This is a genomic window from Flavobacterium palustre (assembly GCF_014639535.1).
Taxonomy (GTDB): domain Bacteria; phylum Bacteroidota; class Bacteroidia; order Flavobacteriales; family Flavobacteriaceae; genus Flavobacterium; species Flavobacterium palustre.
The window spans coordinates 965,643-990,564 of the sequence record NZ_BMGA01000001.1 but is presented as its reverse complement, the minus strand read 5'-3'; the positions used below and the strand labels follow the sequence as shown (position 1 = coordinate 990,564).

13 protein-coding genes are annotated in these 24,922 nt (G+C 36.4%); all 13 read right to left on the bottom strand.

Annotation, left to right across the window (positions count from 1 at the left end; all coding sequences use genetic code 11):
* Nucleotides 1-2: 2 nt before the first annotated feature.
* The gene (locus tag IEV84_RS03935) at nucleotides 3-1,877 is read right to left on the bottom strand and encodes a sialidase/neuraminidase family protein (RefSeq protein WP_188492615.1); all 1,875 of its coding nucleotides are present in this window, start codon (nucleotides 1,875-1,877) and stop codon (nucleotides 3-5) included.
* An 85-nt stretch (nucleotides 1,878-1,962) separates the two neighbouring features.
* Nucleotides 1,963-2,877 carry a glycoside hydrolase family 43 protein gene (locus IEV84_RS03930; RefSeq protein ID WP_188492613.1) on the bottom strand — a complete coding sequence of 305 codons (915 nt, stop codon included), beginning with the start codon at nucleotides 2,875-2,877 and terminating at the stop codon, nucleotides 1,963-1,965.
* 165 nt (nucleotides 2,878-3,042) lie between these two features.
* Nucleotides 3,043-4,620, bottom strand: a complete 1,578-nt coding sequence (locus IEV84_RS03925; RefSeq protein ID WP_188492611.1) for a glycoside hydrolase family 28 protein — start codon at nucleotides 4,618-4,620, stop codon at nucleotides 3,043-3,045.
* Nucleotides 4,621-4,727: 107 nt separating this feature from the next.
* Entirely contained in the window at nucleotides 4,728-6,131 is a 1,404-nt protein-coding gene (locus IEV84_RS03920; protein ID WP_188492609.1) for a glycoside hydrolase family 140 protein, read from the bottom strand.
* Nucleotides 6,132-6,134: 3 nt separating this feature from the next.
* The gene (locus tag IEV84_RS03915; protein WP_188492607.1) at nucleotides 6,135-9,293 is read right to left on the bottom strand and encodes a DUF6298 domain-containing protein; all 3,159 of its coding nucleotides are present in this window, start codon (nucleotides 9,291-9,293) and stop codon (nucleotides 6,135-6,137) included.
* A gap of 60 nt (nucleotides 9,294-9,353) precedes the next feature.
* Nucleotides 9,354-10,001 (bottom strand): DUF3826 domain-containing protein, encoded by a 648-nt coding sequence (locus IEV84_RS03910; RefSeq protein ID WP_188492605.1) that lies wholly within the window; start codon nucleotides 9,999-10,001, stop codon nucleotides 9,354-9,356.
* Nucleotides 10,001-11,686: a thrombospondin type 3 repeat-containing protein gene (locus IEV84_RS03905; RefSeq protein WP_188492603.1), complete on the bottom strand. Its 1,686-nt coding sequence runs from the start codon at nucleotides 11,684-11,686 to the stop codon at nucleotides 10,001-10,003. The genes IEV84_RS03910 and IEV84_RS03905 overlap by 1 nt, the downstream gene beginning before the upstream one ends.
* 160 nt (nucleotides 11,687-11,846) lie before the next feature.
* Nucleotides 11,847-12,515 (bottom strand): DUF3826 domain-containing protein, encoded by a 669-nt coding sequence (locus tag IEV84_RS03900; protein WP_229732588.1) that lies wholly within the window; start codon nucleotides 12,513-12,515, stop codon nucleotides 11,847-11,849.
* Between the two features lie 189 nt (nucleotides 12,516-12,704).
* Nucleotides 12,705-14,423, bottom strand: coding sequence for a polysaccharide lyase (locus tag IEV84_RS03895; RefSeq protein WP_188492601.1), 1,719 nt, complete (start codon nucleotides 14,421-14,423; stop codon nucleotides 12,705-12,707).
* Between the two features lie 124 nt (nucleotides 14,424-14,547).
* Nucleotides 14,548-16,542 carry a RagB/SusD family nutrient uptake outer membrane protein gene (locus tag IEV84_RS03890; RefSeq protein ID WP_188492599.1) on the bottom strand — a complete coding sequence of 665 codons (1,995 nt, stop codon included), beginning with the start codon at nucleotides 16,540-16,542 and terminating at the stop codon, nucleotides 14,548-14,550.
* A gap of 19 nt (nucleotides 16,543-16,561) precedes the next feature.
* On the bottom strand, nucleotides 16,562-19,915 hold the full coding sequence (locus IEV84_RS03885) for a SusC/RagA family TonB-linked outer membrane protein (RefSeq protein ID WP_188492597.1): 3,354 nt from the start codon (nucleotides 19,913-19,915) through the stop codon (nucleotides 16,562-16,564).
* 353 nt (nucleotides 19,916-20,268) lie between these two features.
* Nucleotides 20,269-22,287 (bottom strand): aceric acid hydrolase, encoded by a 2,019-nt coding sequence (locus IEV84_RS03880; protein ID WP_188492595.1) that lies wholly within the window; start codon nucleotides 22,285-22,287, stop codon nucleotides 20,269-20,271.
* A gap of 110 nt (nucleotides 22,288-22,397) precedes the next feature.
* Nucleotides 22,398-24,866, bottom strand: a complete 2,469-nt coding sequence (locus IEV84_RS03875) for a pectate lyase family protein (protein ID WP_188492593.1) — start codon at nucleotides 24,864-24,866, stop codon at nucleotides 22,398-22,400.
* Nucleotides 24,867-24,922: the final 56 nt, after the last annotated feature.

Below are 24,922 nucleotides of genomic sequence, written 5' to 3'. Positions count from 1 at the left end.
AACTATAACTTTTTTGTGACCAATGATTTAATATTAAAAACAGCATCCGGGATTTCCATACCTGTGTTTTTTAAATCATCATAATCTTCTGTATCAGGCGCTGTATCCGGATTTGGATTGTAACGTTGTTCCCCGGTTCTAAACATGATGCGTTCAAAACCATCAACTGGAGCATAAAAAATACGTGTTGATTCTTTACCATCATTTACTTTTACTGTGTAAGAACGTGTTTTTACATCTAACTTAACCGTAACGGTATATTCTTTCCCAGCTTCGTATTTGGCAACACCGCCAGAGCGGGCACCATTTTTTGCCGTTATTTCTCCATTCGAATCAAATACTAATCGTACCGCAGGAAGTCCTTGACGGTTTTGAAATTCAACTTGTAATACACCGTGATTATTTTGTTCCGGTTTTACTGTAAACGTAGCTTCCATTTTTTGAGCAAAAGGAATCACTCGCTCCACACGGGAATAATCAAACATGTCGTGGTCTCTTAAAGTCAGCCATTTTACGCCATCGGCTTTCTTTTCAATTTTAGCCGAAGCCCAAGAAAGATCATAGGTATTCCACATCTTCAATTCTTCGCCATTAGCCAAATTATTGAAAACATCGTTTACATTTTCTTTCACAACTGAAGTCACCGGAACTGGAATCGAAGCCACCCAAATGTCTTCTTTGTTCACGCTATAACCTACCCAAATTTTTCCATCAGGCGGTGTTCCGTTATCTTCGGTAATTCCGCGAACATATTGCGGACCAGCTGATTTATAGTTTCCTCCGTATCGCATTGGGCTGATTTCTCCATGAACCAATAATAAATCTTTATAATTTAACCCATCGTCAGAAGTTGAAATAGCCAATGGCCAACGATATTCAGACGGATTGTACAAGGTAGCATAACGATTATCCGATGTTTTTTGTCCCCAGATTTTAGCATTACTGTTCACAAAACCGGGTGCGCGTAAAGGTGTATATCCCCAGGTTTTCCCGCCATCTTTACTCACCGAAGTTAAAGCGTGTTTCCATAAACCTACTACGTTTCCATTTGGCAAATGGTAATAACTAAAAGCTTTATACGGTTTTTGTAACGGAATCAATTCGTCATCGCGATCGGCTTCTTCCACCCATTGTTGTAAAACCAGTGGTTTAGAAAGGATTTCGGCACAAGCTTTCTTCAAATATTTGTCATTTGACTGCGTATAAAATGGAAATGCCGATTTAGATTTATCCCAGGTTTTATTGTATCGAATGAAATAAATAGGACCAAAACTTCCGTCTTTCTTGATCTCACGAATCACACGACCGATTCCTTTTCCGTCATTCGGATCGTCTTTTTCATCCATCGCAATGCCATAATATCCTAAGGCGTACAATTTTTTATCCGAAGAAGTATAAAATCCCATACGCTGGTGCATGATGGCATCCAAATTTTTAGCTACACCTTCCACACCTTCTTTTTTCCAACCGTCAGGAATGCGATAGATAGGAAAAATCACCTTAGGCTTTGTCCAGATATTTCCATCTTTAGAAGTCATAATCAGCGTTTGACTTGGCGGAATATGTTCTCCCGATGGATCACTCAGATAATGCAAATAAAAAGTATTATTCCAATAGGCCATCATCGGCTGGTGATTGTAAGTCCAGCCAAAACCGTCGGCTTTTTCAGGATGTTCACGGCTGGCACGCATAATTTGCGTAGCATGAACTCCCACTGCCGGACTCAATTGCCCATGATGATAATCGATATTAGAAAGGGTTTTTCCAACATATTTTACCGTATCGTTTTGTGCAACAACAGATTGGATTGCTCCGCAAGTCAACAAAATTGTTGTTGCCGTTGCAATATTGCTTTTTATGTTTTGAAATAAAATCATTGTTATTTAATTTTTTTTGCCACAGATTTCACGGATTTTAAAGATTTCTAATCCTTTTAATCTGTAAAATCTGTGGCATTGTATTTTACTTTTTTTCTATTAGCTTTTTCAACTTTTTCTTTGAAATAGTTGTAATCGTTCCGTGCTTGTGTCCTTCCGGAAGTTGAATTTTTGAACTTACGTTTTCAAAATTCTTGAAATCCGAAGTACGGATTGCCTGATAATTTTTGGCTCCGTAATTATCATAATAAATCAACCAATCATTATCTTTCTTTAAAACTGTAGGTCCTTCAGAAAGATAAGCTGTTAATGGTTCAGAGATATTTTCGAATGGCCCTAAAGGTGTTTTTCCAAAAGCCACTTTTATGTTTCGCATTGGTCGGGTGTTGTCTTTTAAAACCAAAACATAATCGTTTTTAGCTCGCTTTAAAAGTACACAATCAATCACACTGAAACCAGGTTCGAAAAACAATTTGGTATCCGAAAACGTTTTGAAATCTTTAGTCGTAACATAATACATACGATGATTGTTTTTCTCTTCTTCCTGTCCTTTTGCATATCGAAACGGAATGGTAGAAGCCCAAATAATGATGTATTGATCCTGCTCATCATCATAGAAAATTTCAGGTGCCCAGACATTCACCACTTCTGGTTCGTTTTTCATCACGTGAATGTATTGTTGCTCTGACCAATGAATTAAATCCTTGGAACTGGCATAGCCAAAACCGTCTCCACCTTTCCAATCGGTAGTCCAAACCATGTGATACACATCATTTTTACCTTTTACAATGGAAGGATCTCTCATGATTTTACTTTTCCCAGCTTCGGGTTTTAAATAAGGACCGCCCAAATCTTTCCAATGGTAACCATCTTCGCTGGAAGCCAGATATAAACCTGCTGTTGCCGGTTCCCTGAAAGAAGTGAACAGATAAGCTTGTTTCGAATTGGAACAACTCAAAACAGATAAGCTAACTATTAGTATAAGTATTATTTTTTTCATTACTAATTTCTGTATTAATACATTTGGAATGACTAAAAAAAGGTTCAATTTATTCTCCAAAACTATCCGTTTGTCATTTCGAGGAACGAGAAATCACATAATGTGAGTACTTAATGAGATTCCTCCTTCGTCGGAATGACAAATATTATGTCTAAAAAACATTTCTTATTCAACAACAGCACCATCACTCAAAGCAGCTCCTTTATTGACTACTTTCTTCACATTATTAAAAACGTTGTTTTTCAAATAGATTCCTTTAGTTTTAGCACCATCAGCTTCTAAGAAAACATCCGTAGCAAACATTGGGAAGTTATTATTAATCATCACATTAGAAACATCCGTTAATTTAATCAATGGTGTATTGACAATCGGTTTCATGGTAGCTACATTATCCAAAATCAAATTATTGGAAATTTCAATTTTAAATGAAGCTCCCATAGTAGTAGTGATTTTTGCATCATGAAATTCTACATTATCAGCGGTGTTCAATGAAAATCCATCTTCTGCCTGAATGTTGATATTGGAAAAAGAAACATTTTGAACCGGCATTTCAGTAATTCCATTAATCGTTCCTGCTTTTTTAACCTTCGTTCCGGTTAAATTACTAATATGGATGTTTCTAAAAATAGGTGTTCTTTCCGAAACCGGTTCTTCTTTGCTTGATTTATCGTAGAACAAATCCATTATAATAGCATTTTCTTTGATGTTGTTCATCACAATATTATCCACACGGATATCTTCAACAACCCCACCACGACCACGAGCCGATTTCAAACGGATTCCTCTGTCGGTACCATCGAAAACACAGTTGGAAATCGTAATTTTTTTAATTCCGCCCGACATTTCGCTTCCAATCACCACTCCACCATGACCACTTAACATTGTACAATTGGTAATCGTAACATTTTCAGTCGCCATGCCATATTTTCTACCATCGGCATCTCTTCCTGATTTGATGGTAATACAGTCGTCACCCACACTAATATGACAATTAGAAATATGAACATTTTTGCAGGAAGACGGATTGATTCCGTCGGTATTAGGCGAATGCGGGTTGTTAATCGTAATTCCTGTAATGGTAACATTATCGCAAAACTCCGGATTTATGGTCCAAAAAGGAGAATTTTTGAACGTAACTCCTTCGATCAATATATTTTTACAATTCAGCACCTGGAAAAAAGAAGGTCTGAAAAAATGCTTATCAATAGTTCTTTTGTAATAAGCCTCATACTCAATTCCTTTATTTTGTTCAACCCACATAGTTTGGTATTTAGTCTCCGGAATTGGACCTTTGGCACTTTCAATTCGGTACACTTCATTCCACCAGGCTTTCCCCTGTCCGTCGATAACACCATTTCCTTTGATACTAATATTTTCGGCATCTTTAGCGTAAAATAATGGTGAAAACGTTTTCATCATAATTCCCTCGTAACGCATTTCTACATAAGGGAGATAATGATCAAAATTATCAGAGAATTTTAAAACAGCCCCTGCATCTACATAAATACAGATATTACTTTTTAATTTTAAAGCTCCTGTTAAATATTCTCCGGCAGGGAAATAGATAGTTCCGCCTCCATTTTTAGAAGCTATATCAATGGCTTTTTGGATGGCTTCAGTACAAAGAAGGCCTTTGTTGTTTCCGCCTGCATTCAGAATGTTGATCCAACCTTCATTTTTAGCATTGGCAACATTGAATCCGATAAGAAAACAAAGTACCAGTAGTATATTTTTAATTCTCATAGTATGACTTTTAAATATGTGTTCTAACAAAAACTCTTCAGGAACCTCACCCAATCCCTTTCCAAAGGCAAGGGAATCGAAACCGAAAAAATATCGTTTATATAGCTTTATTTTGATTTTAAAATTAATACCCAGTCATTTCCGTCTTCTTTTTTGCCGGAAGACTGGAATTCTTTAATTCCTTTATTTTCAAAAGTTCCTATTTTAGTTTTTTGTCCGTTTCTTGGATTGTACCAAGTTGCCGTTACTTTATTTCCTGCAATTTTACCCATATTCACGGCGATTTTTCTGCCTGTGTATGTGTAAATAAAAGCGTAATTTTTCCCTCTGGTTGCTATCAGATAATCGTATTTCTCTCCTTGATTAGCAACTAATGATTGATCCGGAACACGTTCTAAATAAGGAAATTCCAGCATTAATTTTTTGATGTACACCATTTGTCCCGCTCCCGGTGCATTAATAGCTGATGTCCATAATTCTTTATTGCCGTAGGCTGGGTTGTCTCCTTTTCTAAACATTTGCATTACGGCATTGTGTCCGTAAGTATAACCTGCACCACCTGCAAAAACAGACCAATATCCATAACGTCTTACGTCACCGGCATTCCATTTTGGTTGTAAGGTATCGTGCAAACCGTGTGGAATTCCTTCATAAGATGGCTCTCCGTCTAATGTTGGTTTTGTTGGTTTTAAATCCCAATCTCTATGCACAAATTTGTAATTGTCTTCTTTGAAAGCCGTTTTTACCGTATCCTGATCGTATCTTCTGTGACCGGATTGGAACATATTGAAATCCAGCCAACTTGCATTATGATAATTTTCAGAAGAATCCGTGCGACCAAATGGATGGAAAGTCACTAATTGATCCGGATTATTCGTCTTTAAAATATTCCCTATAGCATTCCAGATATCTGTGAATTTATCGCCATAAGTATCACCTCCGTTAAGCCAAATCACATTGGTTCTGTTTTTATATCTATCGGCTAAAAATTTTGCATATTTTTCAACCTGAGCCAAAGTTACTTTGCTGTCTTTACTGCTAATATTAGTTCCCCAAACCGGTACCATGGCAACATAGATTCCGTTTTTTTGAGCCACATCCAAAGTATAGTCAACATGATCCCAATAATCATATTCTTCCTTATTATTGAAATCATTGCCTGGAGTGGTTATTGGTCTTGAGACATCATCATTGACCAAAGCTTTATCGCCATATACATTCACTGCATTGATGTTGTGCAAAACCATCACCTGAACTACATTGAATCCTTTTGCCTTTCGATCCTGCAAATACTGAACAATGCCGTCTCTGTCTAATTTTCCAAAGGCTAACCAGCCTGTATCACCCAACCAGAAAAATGGTTTTCCATCTTCAGTAACAAAGTAATGTTGGTTCTTAGAAACTTGAAGTTTTTGTAAAGGTTTCACCGATTTCTGTGCCTGAGCAGAAACTGTTACCAAACTCAATCCTACAAGAGTAATTATTCTTCCAATCGTCTTAGCTAATTTCATTTTTTATTTCTTTTTAATATATGCTACAATTTTAGTTTCTTTTGCCTGCGGTGCTGTTAAAGTAGCAATGTTTTTCCCCTGAATTGTTTCTTTGGAAATAACATTTCCGTTTTCAGGATTAATCCAAAACACCTCATAAGTACCTGAATATTTTGCTAAATCAACAGACGTTTTATTGGTTTTTGACAGATAAAAAAGGTATCCTTTGCCTTCCTCTTTTAAAGTCCAAACAGCACTATCGTAATTTTCATCCTGAGCAGTTTTCATGTTTACCAGTGATTCATAAAAACCCGGAACAGTAATTTTAGGAAGCGCAGGTAATGAACCTCCTGCCATTAAAACTGACCAACCCAATCTATTAGCTCCCGGAGTGTTATAAATTACGGCTTTATCAACATATTTATCACGGTATTCACGAACTGCTCTGTAAGTTTGTACCTCGGTTTCTTTGCCCACTTTCATTTGTCGGGCGTGCTGTCTTGGTGCTAAATTTTTACCCCCTTCCGGAGCATACAGGCTTCCGTCTTCTTTGTAATACCAATATCTGATATCAATTACGTCAACTGCAGCGGCTCTTTTTGAATCATTCAAGATGGCATCCTGAACATCTTTAGTAGCACTCAAAGCTATTTTAGATTTACCGGAATGTGTTTTTTGATAATTAGCTGCTACATCTATCCAAAATTGCATAAACGTTAACGGTCCGGTATATTCGGCACTGGTAAACTGCAATACATTGGAATTATCTTTAAAATTGTCTAAACTTTTTTCGATAAAACCCTGATGTAATTTTTTGATATTTTCGTTTTTAACATCATAAAATTGTTCTGCAATAAAGATTCTCTTATCCCCCATATAAGGCGGCGGTTCAGGAAGACCTGTATTGTTGATATTATTGGCCGGACGCCAAGGTGAGCTGGACCAGTGTGCTCCTGCCTCTAAAATATTATGCTGAAAATACTGTTGGTTCATCAATATTTTATTTTGTTGAGCCGCCAAATCAGCAAAAGTTTTCAAACGCTCCCAATACCAGGTATTGAATCTCGTTAAATCGTATTTACTCAAATGATCCCAAGCCGTTCCCTGACCGGTTCTGTCGAATGGCTGTTCGTAAAACGGAGCCCAGACATCGGCATCCATTCTTCGAATGCGTTCGTGATCGGCCATACGTTGTTCGTACCATAAACCATAATTATGATCCAAAGCCACTTTGTTATTATCCACTAAAAACTGAACCGTTTCTGATAAACTATCAGTATACCCCAATCCGTAATGTCCCGGTACAAAACGGGTAATATGTGGTCTTGATTTTGCAATTTCAGATTCACGCAAACTTCCTCTCCACCAAGGCACATCGATAGTTTCGCCTGTAAGCAATCCTTTATCCGAAACTAAAAGTCCGTTTTTAATGGTTATTGTTGCAGCAACTTCGGTTGATTTAGCTCCTGACTTTACTTCATTAAAAACTTTTGCTTTTGAGGGATTCACAGCAATTGGATTTCTAACCGCGGCCTCAATAATCCATTGCTTTAAAGTAGTTTGTGGCTTTCTCGATTCGGCTGTTAAAATTGCGGCTTGTTGAACTGTTGGGCTCGAAGAAGGTTCAGTACCCAAATCTAAAATTTGAGCGGGCATTGGTAATTTACCCAAACGTTGTTCCAATAAAGCATAATACAAACTTCTAGGCGAAATGTGATTGTTTACATCAGCCCAATGACCGTTTCCAGCCCATTGTGCCCAAACTCCAAAAGCCCAGTTGTCAGCCGTAGGCGGACTGTAATTTTCAATTTTTGAAGCCGAAGATTCCCAGATGACACTATTAGCAGCGTTCCATCCCAGTCCGCGGGCATCTTGCTCTTTGTTTTTAAAACTAATGGCATTTCCGTCAATTAATACTACGTCAAAAAGTATTCCTGTAGCCCAACTTCCTATAGAACCACTGAAACTATATGGCAAATAGGATTGGCATTGTAAAAAGACATTTGGTCCTGCTGTAGCATAACCGCCAACCGCAAAATCATTATAACCATATTCCGAATAGCAACGTTGAAATAAAGTTTGTTGCCCTTCGGTATAAAACGTATTTCTTCTATGTGCTGCGATTTCCGAAATGGGATTCAACGAAATACAATCTTCAACGGTGATTCTTTTTACCGATTTCAAAATCGAAACGGCGCCACCGGCAAATTGTTCAAAATTAATTTGTCTTACCCAAATATCCTCTGCATTTTGAATCGAAATTCCATGCCAGCGATGTTGTTCGTCTTTTGGATTTGTTGTGTCAAATTCCGATTTTAAAGTCAAATTTTCAACACCCACATTATGAATTCGTCCAGACCAATTGTAAACCACCACTTCTGATTGCGATAATTTTTCGTCTAAAGCATTCGTCAATGGAGCATCAATAGTAATTTTGTTACCCTGTACCTGAGTTACTTCCCTATCGGCACGAATGACAAAATCATCTTTTTTCCAACCAATCCATCCTGTTTCAGCTCCAAAATCAACCATGCCTAGTTTATCAATCCATTGTTGGGTGATAGGAGTATTCACTAAAATACGATCGCCTTTTTTAATATTCGCAGTATTTTTTAAAGCTAATGTAGTCGCACCTAAAGCTGTAAATTCATCGGCTAATTGAAATTTATCTTTTAGGACACGATTGTTTATTCCTGAAATATTGACAATAGCTTCTCTATTCGTTCCGGTTCCTAATAAAACTGTTCCGTTATTTCCGGCTCCGCTTCCTCTTAAAACAATTCCGCTTTCTTTTAGTTCCAAAACACCAGAAACCTTAAAAATTCCTTTGTCCAGAAGTACGGTTCCTCTAAAACCGTTGGCATCGGGTTTGAGTGTGGCCACATAATCTATTGCTGCCTGAATTGTCGCTGTAGCATCTCCTGAAATGTGTGATACATAAGCTTTAACAGCTATGCCAGGAATTGCTTCTGCTCCCGCACGATAGCCTGCGAAAGAAAAGTCAGGAATTTGATTTCCTGAATTGTCCTGAGTTCGGACTACTTTTGATGTTTTATCTTTAACTATCGTTGGAAAACTATTTTGCGCAAAACTATTTTTGAAACTAAAGAACAAAACAAAACAGGAAATAATCATTACATCCTGTTTTGATAGTATTCTGTATTTGAGTTTTATAAAATTCACGTTAAAGTGGTTTTAATATTTGATTTAAAAGAACTATTTTGATAATTCTTTTTTCTCTAATTACTTTTTTTCCCAAGCTTTGCTGGTATGATGCAATTCTATTCCTTGCGAAGCCAGAATGTTATTTATTTTTCCTCTGTACTTGGCAAACCATTGAAACTGCCATTTATGAGTTCCCACATTCATAGCATTTTCTCTTGCCTCCACCAAATGATCATAAATCATCTTTTTTTGCTCTTCATTGAGATTCTGAAACATGTCCAGAAAGTTAGCATAGGTTTTTGGCATTACCTGATAAGTCATTGCGTCTTTGACTTGAACTATTTGCGATTCGGTCAGTTTTTTAGACAGTTTATCCAAATAGTCATCATGCAATTTACTAATCGAAACCTTGTATTTTGTCCAAACTTCCTCTGATTTTATTTTCTGTTTCTCCTGATCAGCGATTGTTTTTTTTAGCTTCTCTAATTGAGCATCTCTTTTAGCTTCAATTTTTTCAATATGAACATACTGTTTAAGAACAATTCCTTTGATTTCCTTTTTATCAGCATCGTTTATATCCAATTGGGATACAATAGCCGAAGCCCGTTCATCAATATCATTGATATAATCCTTAACCTCATGCTGTTGTGCATTGGCAACAAAACAAATACACATTAAAAATAACAGCTGTAATTTATTGATTTTTTTCAACATAAATACATCCATTAGTTTAACAATGAATGATTTAAAGTTTCCTTGTTATTCACCGGATTAGTCCAATCTGTTTTTTGAGTAGGATCGATTCCGTTAAAATATTTTTCAATATTAGTGTAACCGTCTCCATTCAAATCGTTATTAGCATCAGAAGCATCCTTAGGATTCAAACCAAATTTCTTTTCCCAGGCATCTGGAATTCCGTCATTATCTGAATCTTTGTAGGCTTTCCCTTTGTAATTAGGATAACCACCTACCTGATCCGGATGTGTTATAATTCCTTTTTTATAAGAATCAGCAGGCAATCTTCTTTTGATGAATGCTGCACCTATGCTGTTTTCTAAACCGTCTTTGTACTCAATCGTTCCTGTACGAACTTGTTTAATCACCCTTTCATCAACGGCATCTCTTTTTGGCAACGTAGCTCCTACATTGTTCAACACAAATTCATAAGCTGCTTCTGCACTCATTATTGTAATCTGCGGCATCGGGAATGCTTTATTTTGTTTGATATAAGCCAATTTATCTTTGGATTCTTCAAAAGAAAGATTCTCTAATTGAATCCCGCCGTTCCAGTTGTCTTTAGTCACTTCAGGAACACCATCAATATAATTTCCGTTGACATAAGCACGTCCAAAAGTTTTTGGAACCATATAACCTGATTCCGGTTTTAAGATTCGGTAACGGATTGGCTCATCTTTAGGAGTGATAGGGCCCGGCTTGAAATAATTGTTAATGATATTAAACATCGAACGATAATCGCCTCCATCCAAAGAACGATTCCACCAGTTGAAAACGACATTGTTGACAAAATTAAAATCGCCATACATCCCGATAGAACAGTTTCTGGAGATATTATTAGCCCAAAGATTACGCATAAAAGTACTGTTCAATCCACCAATGGTACTTCCGAAAGCATGATTGTAAGTATCTAAGCCTTCTGACGAAATGGTATTTTGAATGGTAATATTACAAGCCGGTAATTTCTCCAATTTAGATGTTGGATTAGCCTGAAACTGGTGGCGGTACAACGAAATATTTTCGTCTAATCCCCAACTTACCGAACAATGATCGATAATAACATTCCCAATTACATTTCCACCCAGCGCATCATCTCTGCGAGTTACCTCGGTAGCTCCTCTTCTAAAACGCATGTGCCTGATAACAACATCATGAGTATCTATCAATAATGATTCTCCGGCAATACAAATTCCGTCACCGGGAGCCGTTTGGCCTGCTATGGTAACATAAGGAGCCTGCATGGTGATTGGTTTCTTTAATTGGATAATTCCCGAAACATTAAAAACAATGGTTCTTGCTCCAACAGCTTCACAAGCTTCTCTAAAAGTTCCCGCACCACTATCTTCCAAACTTGTAACTACAAATATTTTTCCGCCTCTGCCTCCCGGGGTAAATGCTCCACCACCTTCGGCTCCTGGAAAAGCAGGAATACTGGCATGTACAAAATCTTTTGGGTAAGATGCCCAAGGCAAATAAGGACGACCTTGCAGTGTCTCTTTTTTTATTACTTCAGCATTATCAGCCCAAATTTTGGCCAATCTTGCTTCTTCCTGTGCTAAAACAGCATCGGTTTTGTCCTGAACTTCTTTTGGAATATCCGGATATTGAGCGTAAATAGCCGCAGAACTTAATAAAATAATTCCAAGGCTGAAAACCGTTTTTATAGTGTATTTCATTTGAGGATTTTTTAGGATTATTGCTAATTGAGTACAATAAATGGAATAAGATAAACAATAAGATTTTGTCATTCCAAAGCATTAGGAATCACAGCAGGTACTCACGTTATGTGATTCCTCCTTCGTCGGATTGACCAAAAATCGATTAAATCAATTTAAACTATTTTTTGTTTTTCTGTCTTTCTTCCAAACGTTTGTGCCAATCAGCACTTTCTTTGTTTAAGTCGTAACCCTGTTTAGAAAGATAATTATTGATTCTTCCTTTGTATTTACCAAACCAGGCGTGCTTTTCCTTAGAAGTTCCTCCATCCATAGCGTGCTCTCTGGCTTCCACCAAAGCATCGTAGATGTATTTTTTTTGCTCAACAGTTAAATTAGGCAACATATCGTTGTAACCTGAAACGGTAATTGGCAATACGCCATAAGTCATTCCGTCTTTTACCTGAACAATCTGGCTGTTCGTTAGTTTTTTGCTTAGTTTTTTCAGATAGGATTTATGAAGCGACAGGATTTTTTTATCGGCATCATTTTTTAGTTTATCAACTTGCTTTTGTTGTTGTTCTTTATCGCTAACTGCTTTTTTAACTGCTTCAATTTTTGCATCACGGGATTCATGAATAGTATTCAAAGAACGATACTGCTCAGCAATTATATCTCTAACAGCTAATTGATCTTCTTTTGAATTTAATTTCAAATCGTCAACAATTTTTTGTGCTCTTTCATTGGTCACTTTTACATATTCCGGATCAAATCCCTTTTGTGCCAAAAGGATATTGGAACCCAAAAAAAGGAATAAAGCAACTGCTACTAATTTTTTGTACATTTTCATCTGTTTGGATTTTAATTTTTTTAATGATGACAGATTTATCGCCTTTTTTAAATCATTGCTATTTGCTCGCGCAAAGATTTTAATACTGGCGATTTCATCTTCTTTGTTTTTAAAACTTTAATATTATAAAGCAAAATTCTTGCTTCATCGGTTACAGACGAAGCAAGAAGTGTGCCATTTACAATTAAATTATTTCTTATATTCAGCTAATCCTTGTTCGATTTTAGCCAAAGTATCTTCATTATTATCCAAGTTTTTCCAATCTACTTTTTTAGTAGGATCTATGCCATTAATGTACTTTTCAATGTTAGTATATCCATCACCGTTCAAGTCTAAATTAGCATCAGAAGCATCTTTTGGATTCAAACCAAATTTCTTTTCCCAAGCATCAGGAATTCCATCATTATCCGAATCTTTATACGCTTTTCCTTTGTATTCAGGATAACCGCCTACCTGAGAAATATCAGTTATGATTCCTAATTTATACGAATCCTGACCTAAACGACGGTGTTCAAACTGATAGAACGATTTTGGATCCAAACCTTCGGCATATTCAGGCTTTCCTGTTTTTACCACTCTTACAATTCGCGTATCAACTTTGTCTCTGATTGGCAATGTAGCACCTACATTTTTAAGTACATAATCATAACTTTCGTTAGCCGACATGAATTTTTTCAACCATGGCATTGGCATCGGTTGTTTTACTCTCATCTTAGCAAAATAAGTCGAAGCTTCTTCATAACTCATTGCTTCTCCTTTTTTATTTTCTAATTGTACTCCGCCATTCCAGTTATCTTTAGAAACTTTTTCGTTTCCTTCTACCACATTTCCTTCTACAAAAGCACGGCCAAAAACCACATAAGGCAATTTACTTCTTCCTGATTCCGGTTTTAAAATTCGGTAGCTAATTGGTTCATTCAAATTAGTAGCCGGTCCCGGTTTGAAATAGTTGTTGATAATGTTGTATTGCGCTGTATAATCACCTCCATCAATAGAACGGTTTACCCAGTTAAAAATGACATTATTAGCAAAATTAAAAATACCATTCCAACCAATTGATGGATTTCTACCCGTATTAGAAGACCATAAGTTTTTAACAAAAGAACAATTTTCACCACCTAATGTACTACCAAAAGCATGGTTATAAGTATCTAAACCTTCCGCAAACAAACTGTTTTGAATAGTAACATTTACTGTTGGGAATTTTTTCTCAGCAATACCTGTTCCATCATCATACATGTGTCGGTAAAAAGACATGTTTTCGTCTAATCCCCAGGTAGCCGAAACGTGGTCGATAATAATATTTCCAACCGGATTTCCTCCAATAGCATCATCGCGACGACCTACAAAAGTTTCTCCTCTGCGGAAACGCATGTGACGAATCACAACATCATGAGTATCAATCCAAATGGTTTCTCCGGCTACACAAATTCCGTCTCCGGGAGCTGTTTGACCTGCAATAGTAACATAAGGCGCACGAACAATTAACGGACTTTTTAATTTAATAATCCCCGAAACATTAAAAACAATGATTCTGGCTCCACCTTGCTCCAAAGCTTCACGCAAAGTTCCTTTTCCTCTGTCTTCCAAACTGCTAACGGTATAAATCTTACCGCCACGTCCACCAAAACTATACATTCCTCCTCCTTCAGCACCTGGAAAAGCAGGAATGGATGCCTGTGGTAAATCAGTAGGTCTGGATGCCCATGGGACAAAAGGTTTTCCTTCTCTTTCTTGCTGTTCTACAATTACTTTTGCTTTTTCCCAAGCCTCATTAGAAAGCTTTTCCGCTTCTGCCTTAATCGCATTTTCTCTTGCCTGAACCTCAGGAGATATTTTTGGATATTGTGCAAAACAATTCGCACTTCCCAAAACTAAAAAAGCCAATAAAAAATTTAATTTGTTCATTTTAAAATTATTCTTAATTAATAAAAAAATTGGGTTAGAATTGCTATTAATTAGATTAAAGTTTGGTTTTGTAAAAGAAGAAATGCCTGATTTATTTCAGGCATTTCTTTTGTTTTAAAATTTATTATTCTTGGTAATCAAAAGTTCCTAGATTACCAGAAGCATCATTCCAGCCCTTAGTTTGAGTCAACCATGGATTTTGAGACAAAACTGTAAGATTAAGTCCCATAATGTAATAATGTGATTTCCAATCAATATTAGTTGCCACATTACCTACTTGATCCATTGGTGCTGGAGGAGAACGTAATTCAAAATTATTTGTATAAAAAGTTGCCAAAGCCGCAATTTGAGTAGCAAAATTTGCAGCATCCGGATCTACTGAAATCGAAGCACGTGCAGCAGTCAATGGATCTGTATTAGCAGCACTAGTCCCAAGTTTATAATGTAAATAGTTACCTATACGTTGCGTACCATTTATTACAGGAATACCAAGCTTAGTATTTGTATTATCATTTATAGCAGCATCATCACTATACAACATCCAACGTTGTATATCATAAAAACGTTTCCCTTCATAAGCTAATTCTACTCTACGCTCATACAAACAAGCTTCTAAAGCAGCATATTTAGTTGCTAATGTACCAATACCATAATTGTTAGCAGCAGGAATTCCTACACGGTTTCTAATCTTACCTAAATACTCTAAAGTTTTTGAAATATCATTTTTAGCTGCATAACATTCAGCAATATTCAACAACAATTCGGCATAACGGTATTCAATAATATCGGTACCTGAAAACTGGAAATTAGAAGCATTACTAACAGTAGGGCTTGACATTTTACGAACAAAAGCTGGACTTGACACATCATTACCCATACTATAAGCTACACCTGTAGTTGCATTAGTTGACCAACGGTATGCCCATACTGTCGGCTGAGTAGTATTTCCAAGGGTATTATTATAAGGCCATACACAACCAGAAAAACCAAATGTTCTGTAAAAACGAGGATCACGATCCTTAAAGAAAAGGAATGGATCATAATTAGTCCCAGCCACAGGTCTTGCTCCGGTATTTGTTGGAAATAAATCAATCATACTTTTTGGAACATCAACACCTCCACTACCTTGACCACCTTGACTAGCCAAACGAATTGTTCTCTCCCAAGAATTATTTGAAAACAATGACCCTGTATTACCATCAGATAAAAGTTTAATAGTAATTGCCTCTTTGTTAAAAGCATTATTATTAATATAAAACATTTCACCCCATTGTTTTGCATTTGTTCCATACAAGCCATAACCATCTTGGGTTAACTGAGTTTCAGCTGCTAATCCGGCTGCTAAAGCAGCATCCCAACGACTATTATCAGTGTCCCAGTTTTTATTAAACAAAGGACTCGCATAAGTCAATAATACACGAGATTTTTGAGCCATTGCTGCACCTTTTGTAAAGCGTCCATAATTAGCATTATCCCAGTTTGGAGGCAATAAAGCAGCCGCCTGATCTAAATCAGCAACTATCTGATTCACCACTTGCGTCACCGTAGCTCTAGGCAATTTGATAGATTCATCAGTATTTGTAGCGACCTGAACCTTTGTTACAATAGGCACTCCACCAAAAGTACGCATTAAATCAAAATATTGTATTGCTCTTAAATAATACAACTGACCTTTAATTCTATCACGGAAAAGCTGTGGCAAATTACTCCCTAAGACATCAATATTTTCTAACATAGCATTACAATCTCTAATTCTATTGTAAGGCACATTATCAAAAGCATCTCTCAAGGCTGGTCCATAATAACCTGAACCATCTTGTGCATTTACCAAAGTAACATTAGGATTAATTAGATTTGAAATCCCCCCTACTTCTTCTGTATATGAAGTTTCAGTTGTAGTAAAAGAACCTACTCTGATTGCTGTAGGTGTTTTATATCCGTCAAAAAAATCATAATATAAATTATTCACATACTGAGTGACACGATCTTCACCTTGATAAAACTCTTCGTCATAATACTTATATTGCTTTTTATCTTCTAAAAAATCATCACTACAAGAAGAAGTCCCCAGAACCAGCAAAAGCGATAGTACTATATATTTATTAATTTTTGTTTTCATAATTGCAATTAAATTAAAATTAGAATGAAACATTCATACTCAATGACCAAGTTCTTAGTGTAGGATATTTTGTAGATGAATCATCGTACATATTACGGTATTTATCAGGATATGGATTATATAAATCCCATAGATTCTGACCTGTAATACCAAAATTAAGTCCATCAATTTTTATAGATTTAAGCGCCTCTTTTGGAATAGCGAAACCTACTGTTAAATTTCTCACCACACATCTGAATGTATTCAACTGCCAGAAATCGGATGGTGCAAAAATATAATCTTGTTGCCCCATATTAGGGTATTTACCGTCAGGATTATCAGTAGCATCATACATATCAGTCCAAAAACTTTCATGCGCCCAATCATTGTGGGCAGAAGAAGTTCCTTGTTTTACCATATCTAAACTATTGTAACCACCCCAAGAAGTTGCAATTTGGGTTCTCATATAAAAACTTTTGTATTTCATTCCTAAGTTTGTTGTAAACCCATAAGTCCTGTTTTGATTGACTAACTTTTGATAGTCATCATTTCTAGTAATTTTTCCATCAGCTGGACGTCTTTGACCGGTAGCTGCATCAAAAGCACCTCCAACATCTTCATATGCAAGCATCCCTTTTCTCATATTGGTTACACTTGTAATATTCATATAATTTGGAGTTCCCCCAACTGCCGTAGCACGCTCTGTTAGATATTGCCAATAGTTAGCAACATCTTCATCTGTACGCAAAATACCGTCTCCAGTTGAAGTTTCTTTCCACGTTTTGAATCCCCAAACTGGAGTTATTAATGAGTTACCTGCAACCCTAGGATTAGTCGAAGGATCAGTCAAAGCTGCCTCAGGATACTTTTTAATTTCATTATTAGAAAAACCAAAGTTCACTCCTACATTATAACTGAAATCATCTTTTATATTGTCTCTCCAATTTACACTGAACTCACTTCCCCACGTATTCAGTGCTGCATAATTTGACTCAGCTGTTGCACCTCCTACAGAAATAGGAGTACCGGCCTGACTGGCTAAAGTAACCAGCATATCTGTTTTCTTATCAAAATAATAATCTGCAGTAATTTGCAACCTATTATCTAATAGAGCTAAATCAATACCGTAGTTATGTTTTATCGTAGAGTCCCATCTTACATCTCTATTAGGAGTGACTCTAGGCGTTATACCTGTTCCCAAAGTACCTCCGGCTGATCCAAACTGAGCTCCTTTATCAACAATTGGCTCCCATAATTGTAACCAACGCCACATCTGTAAATTATCATTTCCTGTTTTACCAATAGAGTAACGTAATTTCAAATTATCTATCCATGATACATTATCTGCAAACCAATTTTCTTTTGAGACAACCCAACCCACTTGTGCACCTGGGAAAAAGCCCCAATAATTTTCTGGAGCAAATTTTGTAGAAGCATCACTTCTAAAAATCAATGATAACAAATACTTATCTTTATAACTATAGTTCAAACGCCCTAAATAAGATAGTGTTCCAGCCTCTCCCTTGTCGGAAAGTGAATTTGAACTCAGAGGCCCTGCAGAAGTACTGGAACCTAAATAATCTTTACCAGTTCCTTCATAAGCTAAACGTACTGTTTTAAAATCTGACTCCGAACGCTCCATACCCACCATAGCGTCTACAGAGTGATCTCCAAAAGTTCTTGAATAATTAGCAAAAATATTAGCTTGCTCTAAATTAGTCAAATCAGTATTATAATACACTCTTGATCCACGAATGTTAGTCTCAGGATTACCGCTATTCGCATAAGTAGAATTAGGATTCAAAAGATGATTACCCTCTAAATGATGATTTGTAATTCTAAGCAAGTCATAAGGTAACTGAACTTGTTCAGTATTGGCACTAGATTGACTTCTGGCATAACTTCCTTTAACCGACATCCCTTTAACAAAAGGCACTTTATAAGTCAAATTCAAATTCACATTGTATGAGAATTCCTGATCGATTTGTTTACCAGCTTCCTGTGCAGCAAAGTAATTCCACCCTGCAATAGTTGTATTTGCATTAGCACTACCTAAGTTACGATCTGTACGAGGGAATGGAGACATCCAATACTCTCTTCCATTATAAGTTGTTTGCCAAGGCACATATTTAGGCATATGCAATAAATACATGTAATCTGCTTGTTCACCTCCTCCTAGTGATCCAAAACTACTATCATTCAAGTTTGCCGAAGCTTTTGAAAATGATTTTTGCAAATCTAATGTACTAACAGCAATAGAAGCTGAAAAATCCAAACTGTTACTTACTTTTACATTAGTTCCTGTACGGAAATTCCATTTATTATAATCCTGTTCTCCTAAGTTAGCTCCCTGAGTAAAATAAGTTAATCCTGCAAAATAAGTAGCCTTATCTGTTCCACCACTCACATTCAACACATGTCTTTGTTGTGTAGCCGGTCTCCATGCTTCTTTCAACCAATCATAATCTAAACCCTTCATTTGTTCTAACTCATCAGCAGAAAAATAATTAGCCGGAGTTGGATTCAAATTAGAATTTAAAAATCTATTTTTCCAAATTCCATGCTCATAAGCACTCATCGTTTTTACATGACTAATAGCATCGTTAACTGCAAATTGAGAATAATAAGTAAATTTAGCCTTTCCTTCCTTACCTCTTTTAGTTTTCACAATTATTGCTCCTTGTGAAGCTCTAGAACCATAAATTGCAGCAGAACCGTCTTTTAAAATAGTAATACTTTCAATTTCTGATGGATCTAATCTATTAAAAGTTTCTTGTGTTGGTTTTCCTGTCTCCGGATCAATCTGAACCATATCATCGATTACAATTAATGGAACATTTGAATGCCCATCTTTAGAAAACCCGTAACTTTGACGAATTTGAATATCTGCGGCTCCACCCGGACGACTCGATCCATTAGCACTACTAACTGACAGTCCAGGAATCAAACCTCTCAATGATTCTGACAAATTAGACACTGGTAAATCCTGAACTGTTTCCGGATTAATTGTTGCAATAGCACCTGTTAAATTTGCTTTCTTCTGAGTACCATAACCTACTACAACTACCTCATTCAAAGTCGAAGTATCATCTAACATAGTTATATTAATTGTTGTAGCTGTACCAACAGTTCTTTCCTGGGTTTTCATACCAACAAAAGTGAACTGCAATATCGCTCCTTTAGGAACTTGAATTTTATAGTTACCATCAATATCAGTCAAAACAGCGTGTTTTGTTCCTTTTTCGACAACATTAAGGCCTATAACTCCCAGCCCATCTTTATCCACCACCTTTCCAGTGATTGCAGTCCTTTCGGCTGCATTTTGAGCAAAACCATTCAGACACATAATACTGAACAGTAATACACTAAACACCATTTTAAATGCTTGTTTCATAAGTGTGTTTCTTTTTGGTTAAAAAATTAATTATTTAAGTTTGGTTTATTATTTCTGTTTGTTACTGAGAAATCGAAAGTAAAATTTTGCATGCTGTTTATTTTTTAAAAGGTTTACTATTTTAAGAGTAAAACAAATTTGTAAACGTTTACATTTTTTAAAAACCACTTAACATTTAATCATTACTACAAGCTAAGTAAATAGAATGTAAACGTTTACATTTATCAAAAGTAATAAAATTTTATTACACCACTCCTTTTTATCTATTTTTTTTTAAGTTTATTTTAAGTTTTCGTGTTTTTTTTATGTTAAAATTTCATTATCACAATATTTCGCCCTTTTTAACAAGTCTTTTAATGTGAAAACCATACGCTCATTTCTTTGGCTGTTCCATTCCCCCAGGAAAAATACGGAACTAATCGTAAGAAAATTTTCTCTTTACTCTGATTTAAAGGCTGATACAGTTTCTTATTCCATGAATTATTGTCTAAAAAACCTTCAGTTGTTATCGCAATCAGACTTCTATTGCTCTTTTGGATGGGCTCAATTTTAAAATCAGAATTGGTATTCAGCACGATATTATTAATTGAAGCCTCCTTAGAAATCCCGTCTGACTCTAAACAATACACCAATGGTCCGCGCTTAACGGCTAGCTGATTTTTAGTTTCTTCTACTAAAGGATTAGCTTCAATCAATTGCACCGGCATCGGAATATTCAAGGCAATAACATCTCCCTTCTTCCATTTACGATTAAGGCTTACATAAGATCCGGAAATAACATTACTTTCCACCTTTTGATTATTAACTAAAATTGTAGCTCCATTGCTCCATCCCGGAATTCTTAAAAATAAAGCATAATCCTCTTTTGGAGCTTTATCAATCGTAATTGTAATCGCCCCATCCCAAGGATAATTGGTTTGCTGGTGTAATTGAATAGCAGCACCATCTTTAGTCGTTGTATTCAAATTATTACTTCCGTAAAGATTCACATACAAACCTTCTTTAGACAAACTATAGGCATAATTACTCACTTCAGGAATAGTTCGGGTTACATTAGGAGCACAACAATTGGACAAAGCAATGTAGCCTTCCCGTTCGTTACTCCATCTTTGTTCGAAAGGCAAATCGACTGAAACGTTTAGCGGATTGTTATAACAAAACTTATTTCCCTCCAAATTAATTCCGGACAAAACGCTATTATATAAAGCCAATTCTAAAACATCAGTATATTTTGCATCAGCTGTGATTTGAAACATTCTCCAGTTCCACAATACATTACCAATATTAGCACAGGTTTCGGTATGGGCTGTAGCATTAGGTAACTGATACGGACGCCCATAAGCCTGGTGAATTTTTTGCACTACGCTTGGATCATAAGAAGTTCCGTCAGGAGAAACGCCATCATACAAAGCACCACAAGCACCTGTAATATACATTTTACGATAAGCTACATCATCCCAGATTGACTCTAAATTATCCAATAGTTTTTTTTCTCCTGTTTCGGCATACAAATCGGCAACTCCGGCATACAAGTAATTCGCTCTTACCGCATGTCCCATGGCAGTGGTTTGTTGTCTGAACGGAATTCGATCCTGATTATCATCGGTTCCATCTGCTGTAGTTCCTTTAATATCAATTAAATTTTTAGCCAGCTCCAGGTATTTTGGATTCTTTGTAGTACGATACATTTCGACAATTCCCATGTAATGTGAAGGACAAATCGCATTTCGGGCTAATTCAGGCGAAGCTTTTTTATAGAAATCATATAAAAAGTCAGCTACTCCTTTGGCGACATTCAAAAAATTGGTTTTACCGGTAGCACGATAGTGCACACAGGCCGCAGTCATTAAATGTCCCATGTTGTATTTTTCAAAACCCAATTGTTTTTTCACTTCTTCAGGTCCTAAAGTTCCCCAACGCTGGTCAATTAAAACCGGAGTATGTAAATAGCCGTCCTTGCGTTGCACTTTTGCAAACATAGCAATGGCTTCATCCATTTGCTTATCCAATTTTTTGTCTTTGGTTACGGCATAAGTCGCCGCTAAGCCTTCAAAAATCTTATAAAAATCTCCATCATGAAAAGAAGGCCCTTTGAAAGTTCCTTTTCTGTCTCCGGCAGCTATTTCAAAATTGGCGTAAGCATGTGAAACTTCATCATTATGATACAAGTCCCACATAAAAGGCAGGGTTTCCTTGTTCTCGACGTTCAATTGTTCTTTCCAAAATCCATTAGTCCAGTTTACATCCTGCAAACCTACACTTCTCAATTTAGAATAAGGACTCGCCGAATTATCTACCAAACCTTTGTTTTGGGCAAACGCGATTGAACCAGTAATAAATAAAATTGACGATAGGATAATATATCTATTCATTTTTTATGTTTTTATTTTATCTGTATAAATCTGCTAAATCTGCGTGAAATAATATGGCACGCAGATTAAAACAGATTCTAGCAGATTTTTATCTTAATAAATGTTTTTCTTTATTTTACAAAAAAATTAACTGTACGGTTCATTGTATCTCCATCAACATCTTTAACTGAAATTACCAATGAAGCAAATCCTTTTTGGTTTGCTGTAAACTCCAATTCTTTTCCTTTTAAAACAGCTTTTCCATTGTTTACTTCTGAAAAAGAATATATTGGTTTTTTCTCATATCCTTTAAAATAATCCGCAACAGAGAAAGTCAATTTTTCTCCCGCATTCACAAAATAATGTGGCTGTGCCATCCAGTTTAAATAATCTTCTAATTGGGTGTAACCATTTCCGGTTCCCGCATTTGCATCAGCGAAATCTACCTGAGCCGAATTTGGATCCAAACCTTTTGACTCTTCCCACCAGTTTGGCAATCCGTCCTGATCGGTATCCCAATTAGCATCACGGGTTTCATTTGGATAGTTTTCCCAGCTTCCGGCATCATCCTGATGATCAATCATTCCACCTAAACCGCTTTTACTTCCTTTATATGTATAAGCTCCTTTTAAAGTTTCTTTGATAATTCTTTGATCATGGATATCAAATACCGGCTGATTAGCTCCTACATCAGACAATACATTTTTATAAGCTGCTTCTGCAGATTGTGTGTTTACATGTGATTCGAAGAACGGTTTTGGTAAAAACACATCATAATCAACTATTGCTTTATTAGACACGGTAAACTTTCTTCCTTTTTCCTGATTTTTAACATCAAAATAGCCAGGCATTACATTTCCATCAAAATAATATTGTTGTTTTCCTTTCCCTACACCTTCTATTTGGGCATTTAAAGCCACAAATATTTTAGTGGCAATTCCCGGTTTATAATAATTATTGACAAAGTTTACCTGATTAGCTCCTCCATCGGTAGCACGTCCACCCCAATTGTACACCACATTATTACGGATATCAATTTTTCCTCCATAATAACCATCACCATTTAATCCGCCACCGATACTCCAGTTACGACCGTAATTATGCGCTAATAAATTATGATGAAAACTACCTACATCACCACCAATAGTTGCTGCATAACCGTGCATTTTTCCGGCTGCATATTTATCATGACCTGCCACATTCAAGGCTTCAGCAATTAAAGTACGTTGTAAACTAATATTATGTGCTCCTCTTGAACTGAATGATTCATCAATAGTCCAGCTAATAGAACAGTGGTCAATAATACTATGATTAGCACCTGTTAATCCCATTCCGTCATACGTAGTTCCTGCTCCGATTCGCACTCTTAAAAATCGGATAATACCATCATTTCCGGTCAAGCCAATAGGCGCTCGGCTAATCATGATTCCTTTTCCGGGAGCCGTTTGCCCTGCAATAGTTACGTTAGGCTGACTCACCACCAAACGGGATTTCAACTGGATATTTCCGGAAACATTAAAAACAATAGTCTTAGGTCCTACTTGCTGATCTACGGCATCACGCAAACTTCCGGGTCCGCTGTCATTCAAATTAGTTACTGCAATTACTTTTCCACCTCTTCCGCCAATGGCAAAACGGCCATAACCTTCGGCACCCGGGAAAGCAATTTGTGCCGGTTTAAAAAACCATACTTTTCCCTTAGTCACTTCTTTAGCACCGTCAATTTCATCAACTCTCCAGTAATAATTTTTCAAATTACTTAATGAAGCCTTATCAACAATTGCTTCATTCTTTGTTAAATTGCCTTTGAATTCCGGTGAATTATGATTGGCTTCGGCAACTTTCTGTTCATTTTCTCCAAAATAAAAATCACGAGAAACAGTTCCTTCAGGTGAATTCCATGTTAATTTGAAATTATCATCTAAAATCACGTGTTGGTCATTATTAGCCGGACTTGGTGTATTAGCCTGCTTTTTTAAGTTTGGCAAATCCAATTCGAAACCATTAATGACTACTTTCTGTATTTTCCCTGCAGCTTTTGTATCAGCTTCAAATCGAATAACTACCTCTTTTCCGGCTTCGGCAGTAAAATTAACATAAGCAGTAGCTGCCTGAATACTTGCTGTCACTCTGTTTGTAGGCTGAATTGTTTGTGAAAGCACACCGTTTACATACACTTTTACAGGAGCATAATTAGCCAGCTCAGGGCTATCAAAAGTATTGCTAAAAACCAACAAACTGTGTTGTCCTTTTGACAATCCGCTAATAAGCATTTCAAGATTTTTGTCAGCAACTATACCATCACTTGTTAAACGAGCATAAAATGGCGCCTGCATTCCTGTTTTGTACCAACTAGAATTAATCGCTCCGTTCACCGCTACTTTTATATCTCCAAAAGCTTTTTCAAAATGAGTTCCTTCGCTTATTGGCCAGGAAATATAATTAGGATCATTTACTTCTAAAGTCCTGCGTGATGCTAAGTCAAAATCTACTTTTAATGATTTTGTAGCCGAATTTACATTCTGATTTTGCGCGCTCAAAATCGATGTAAACGTTATCATTGTTCCTGCACAAAAAACAAGTTGTTTAACTAAATTCATATAATTATTTATTTTAGGGTTTTATATAAATCGTCTCATTTCAAAGTGACGACAAC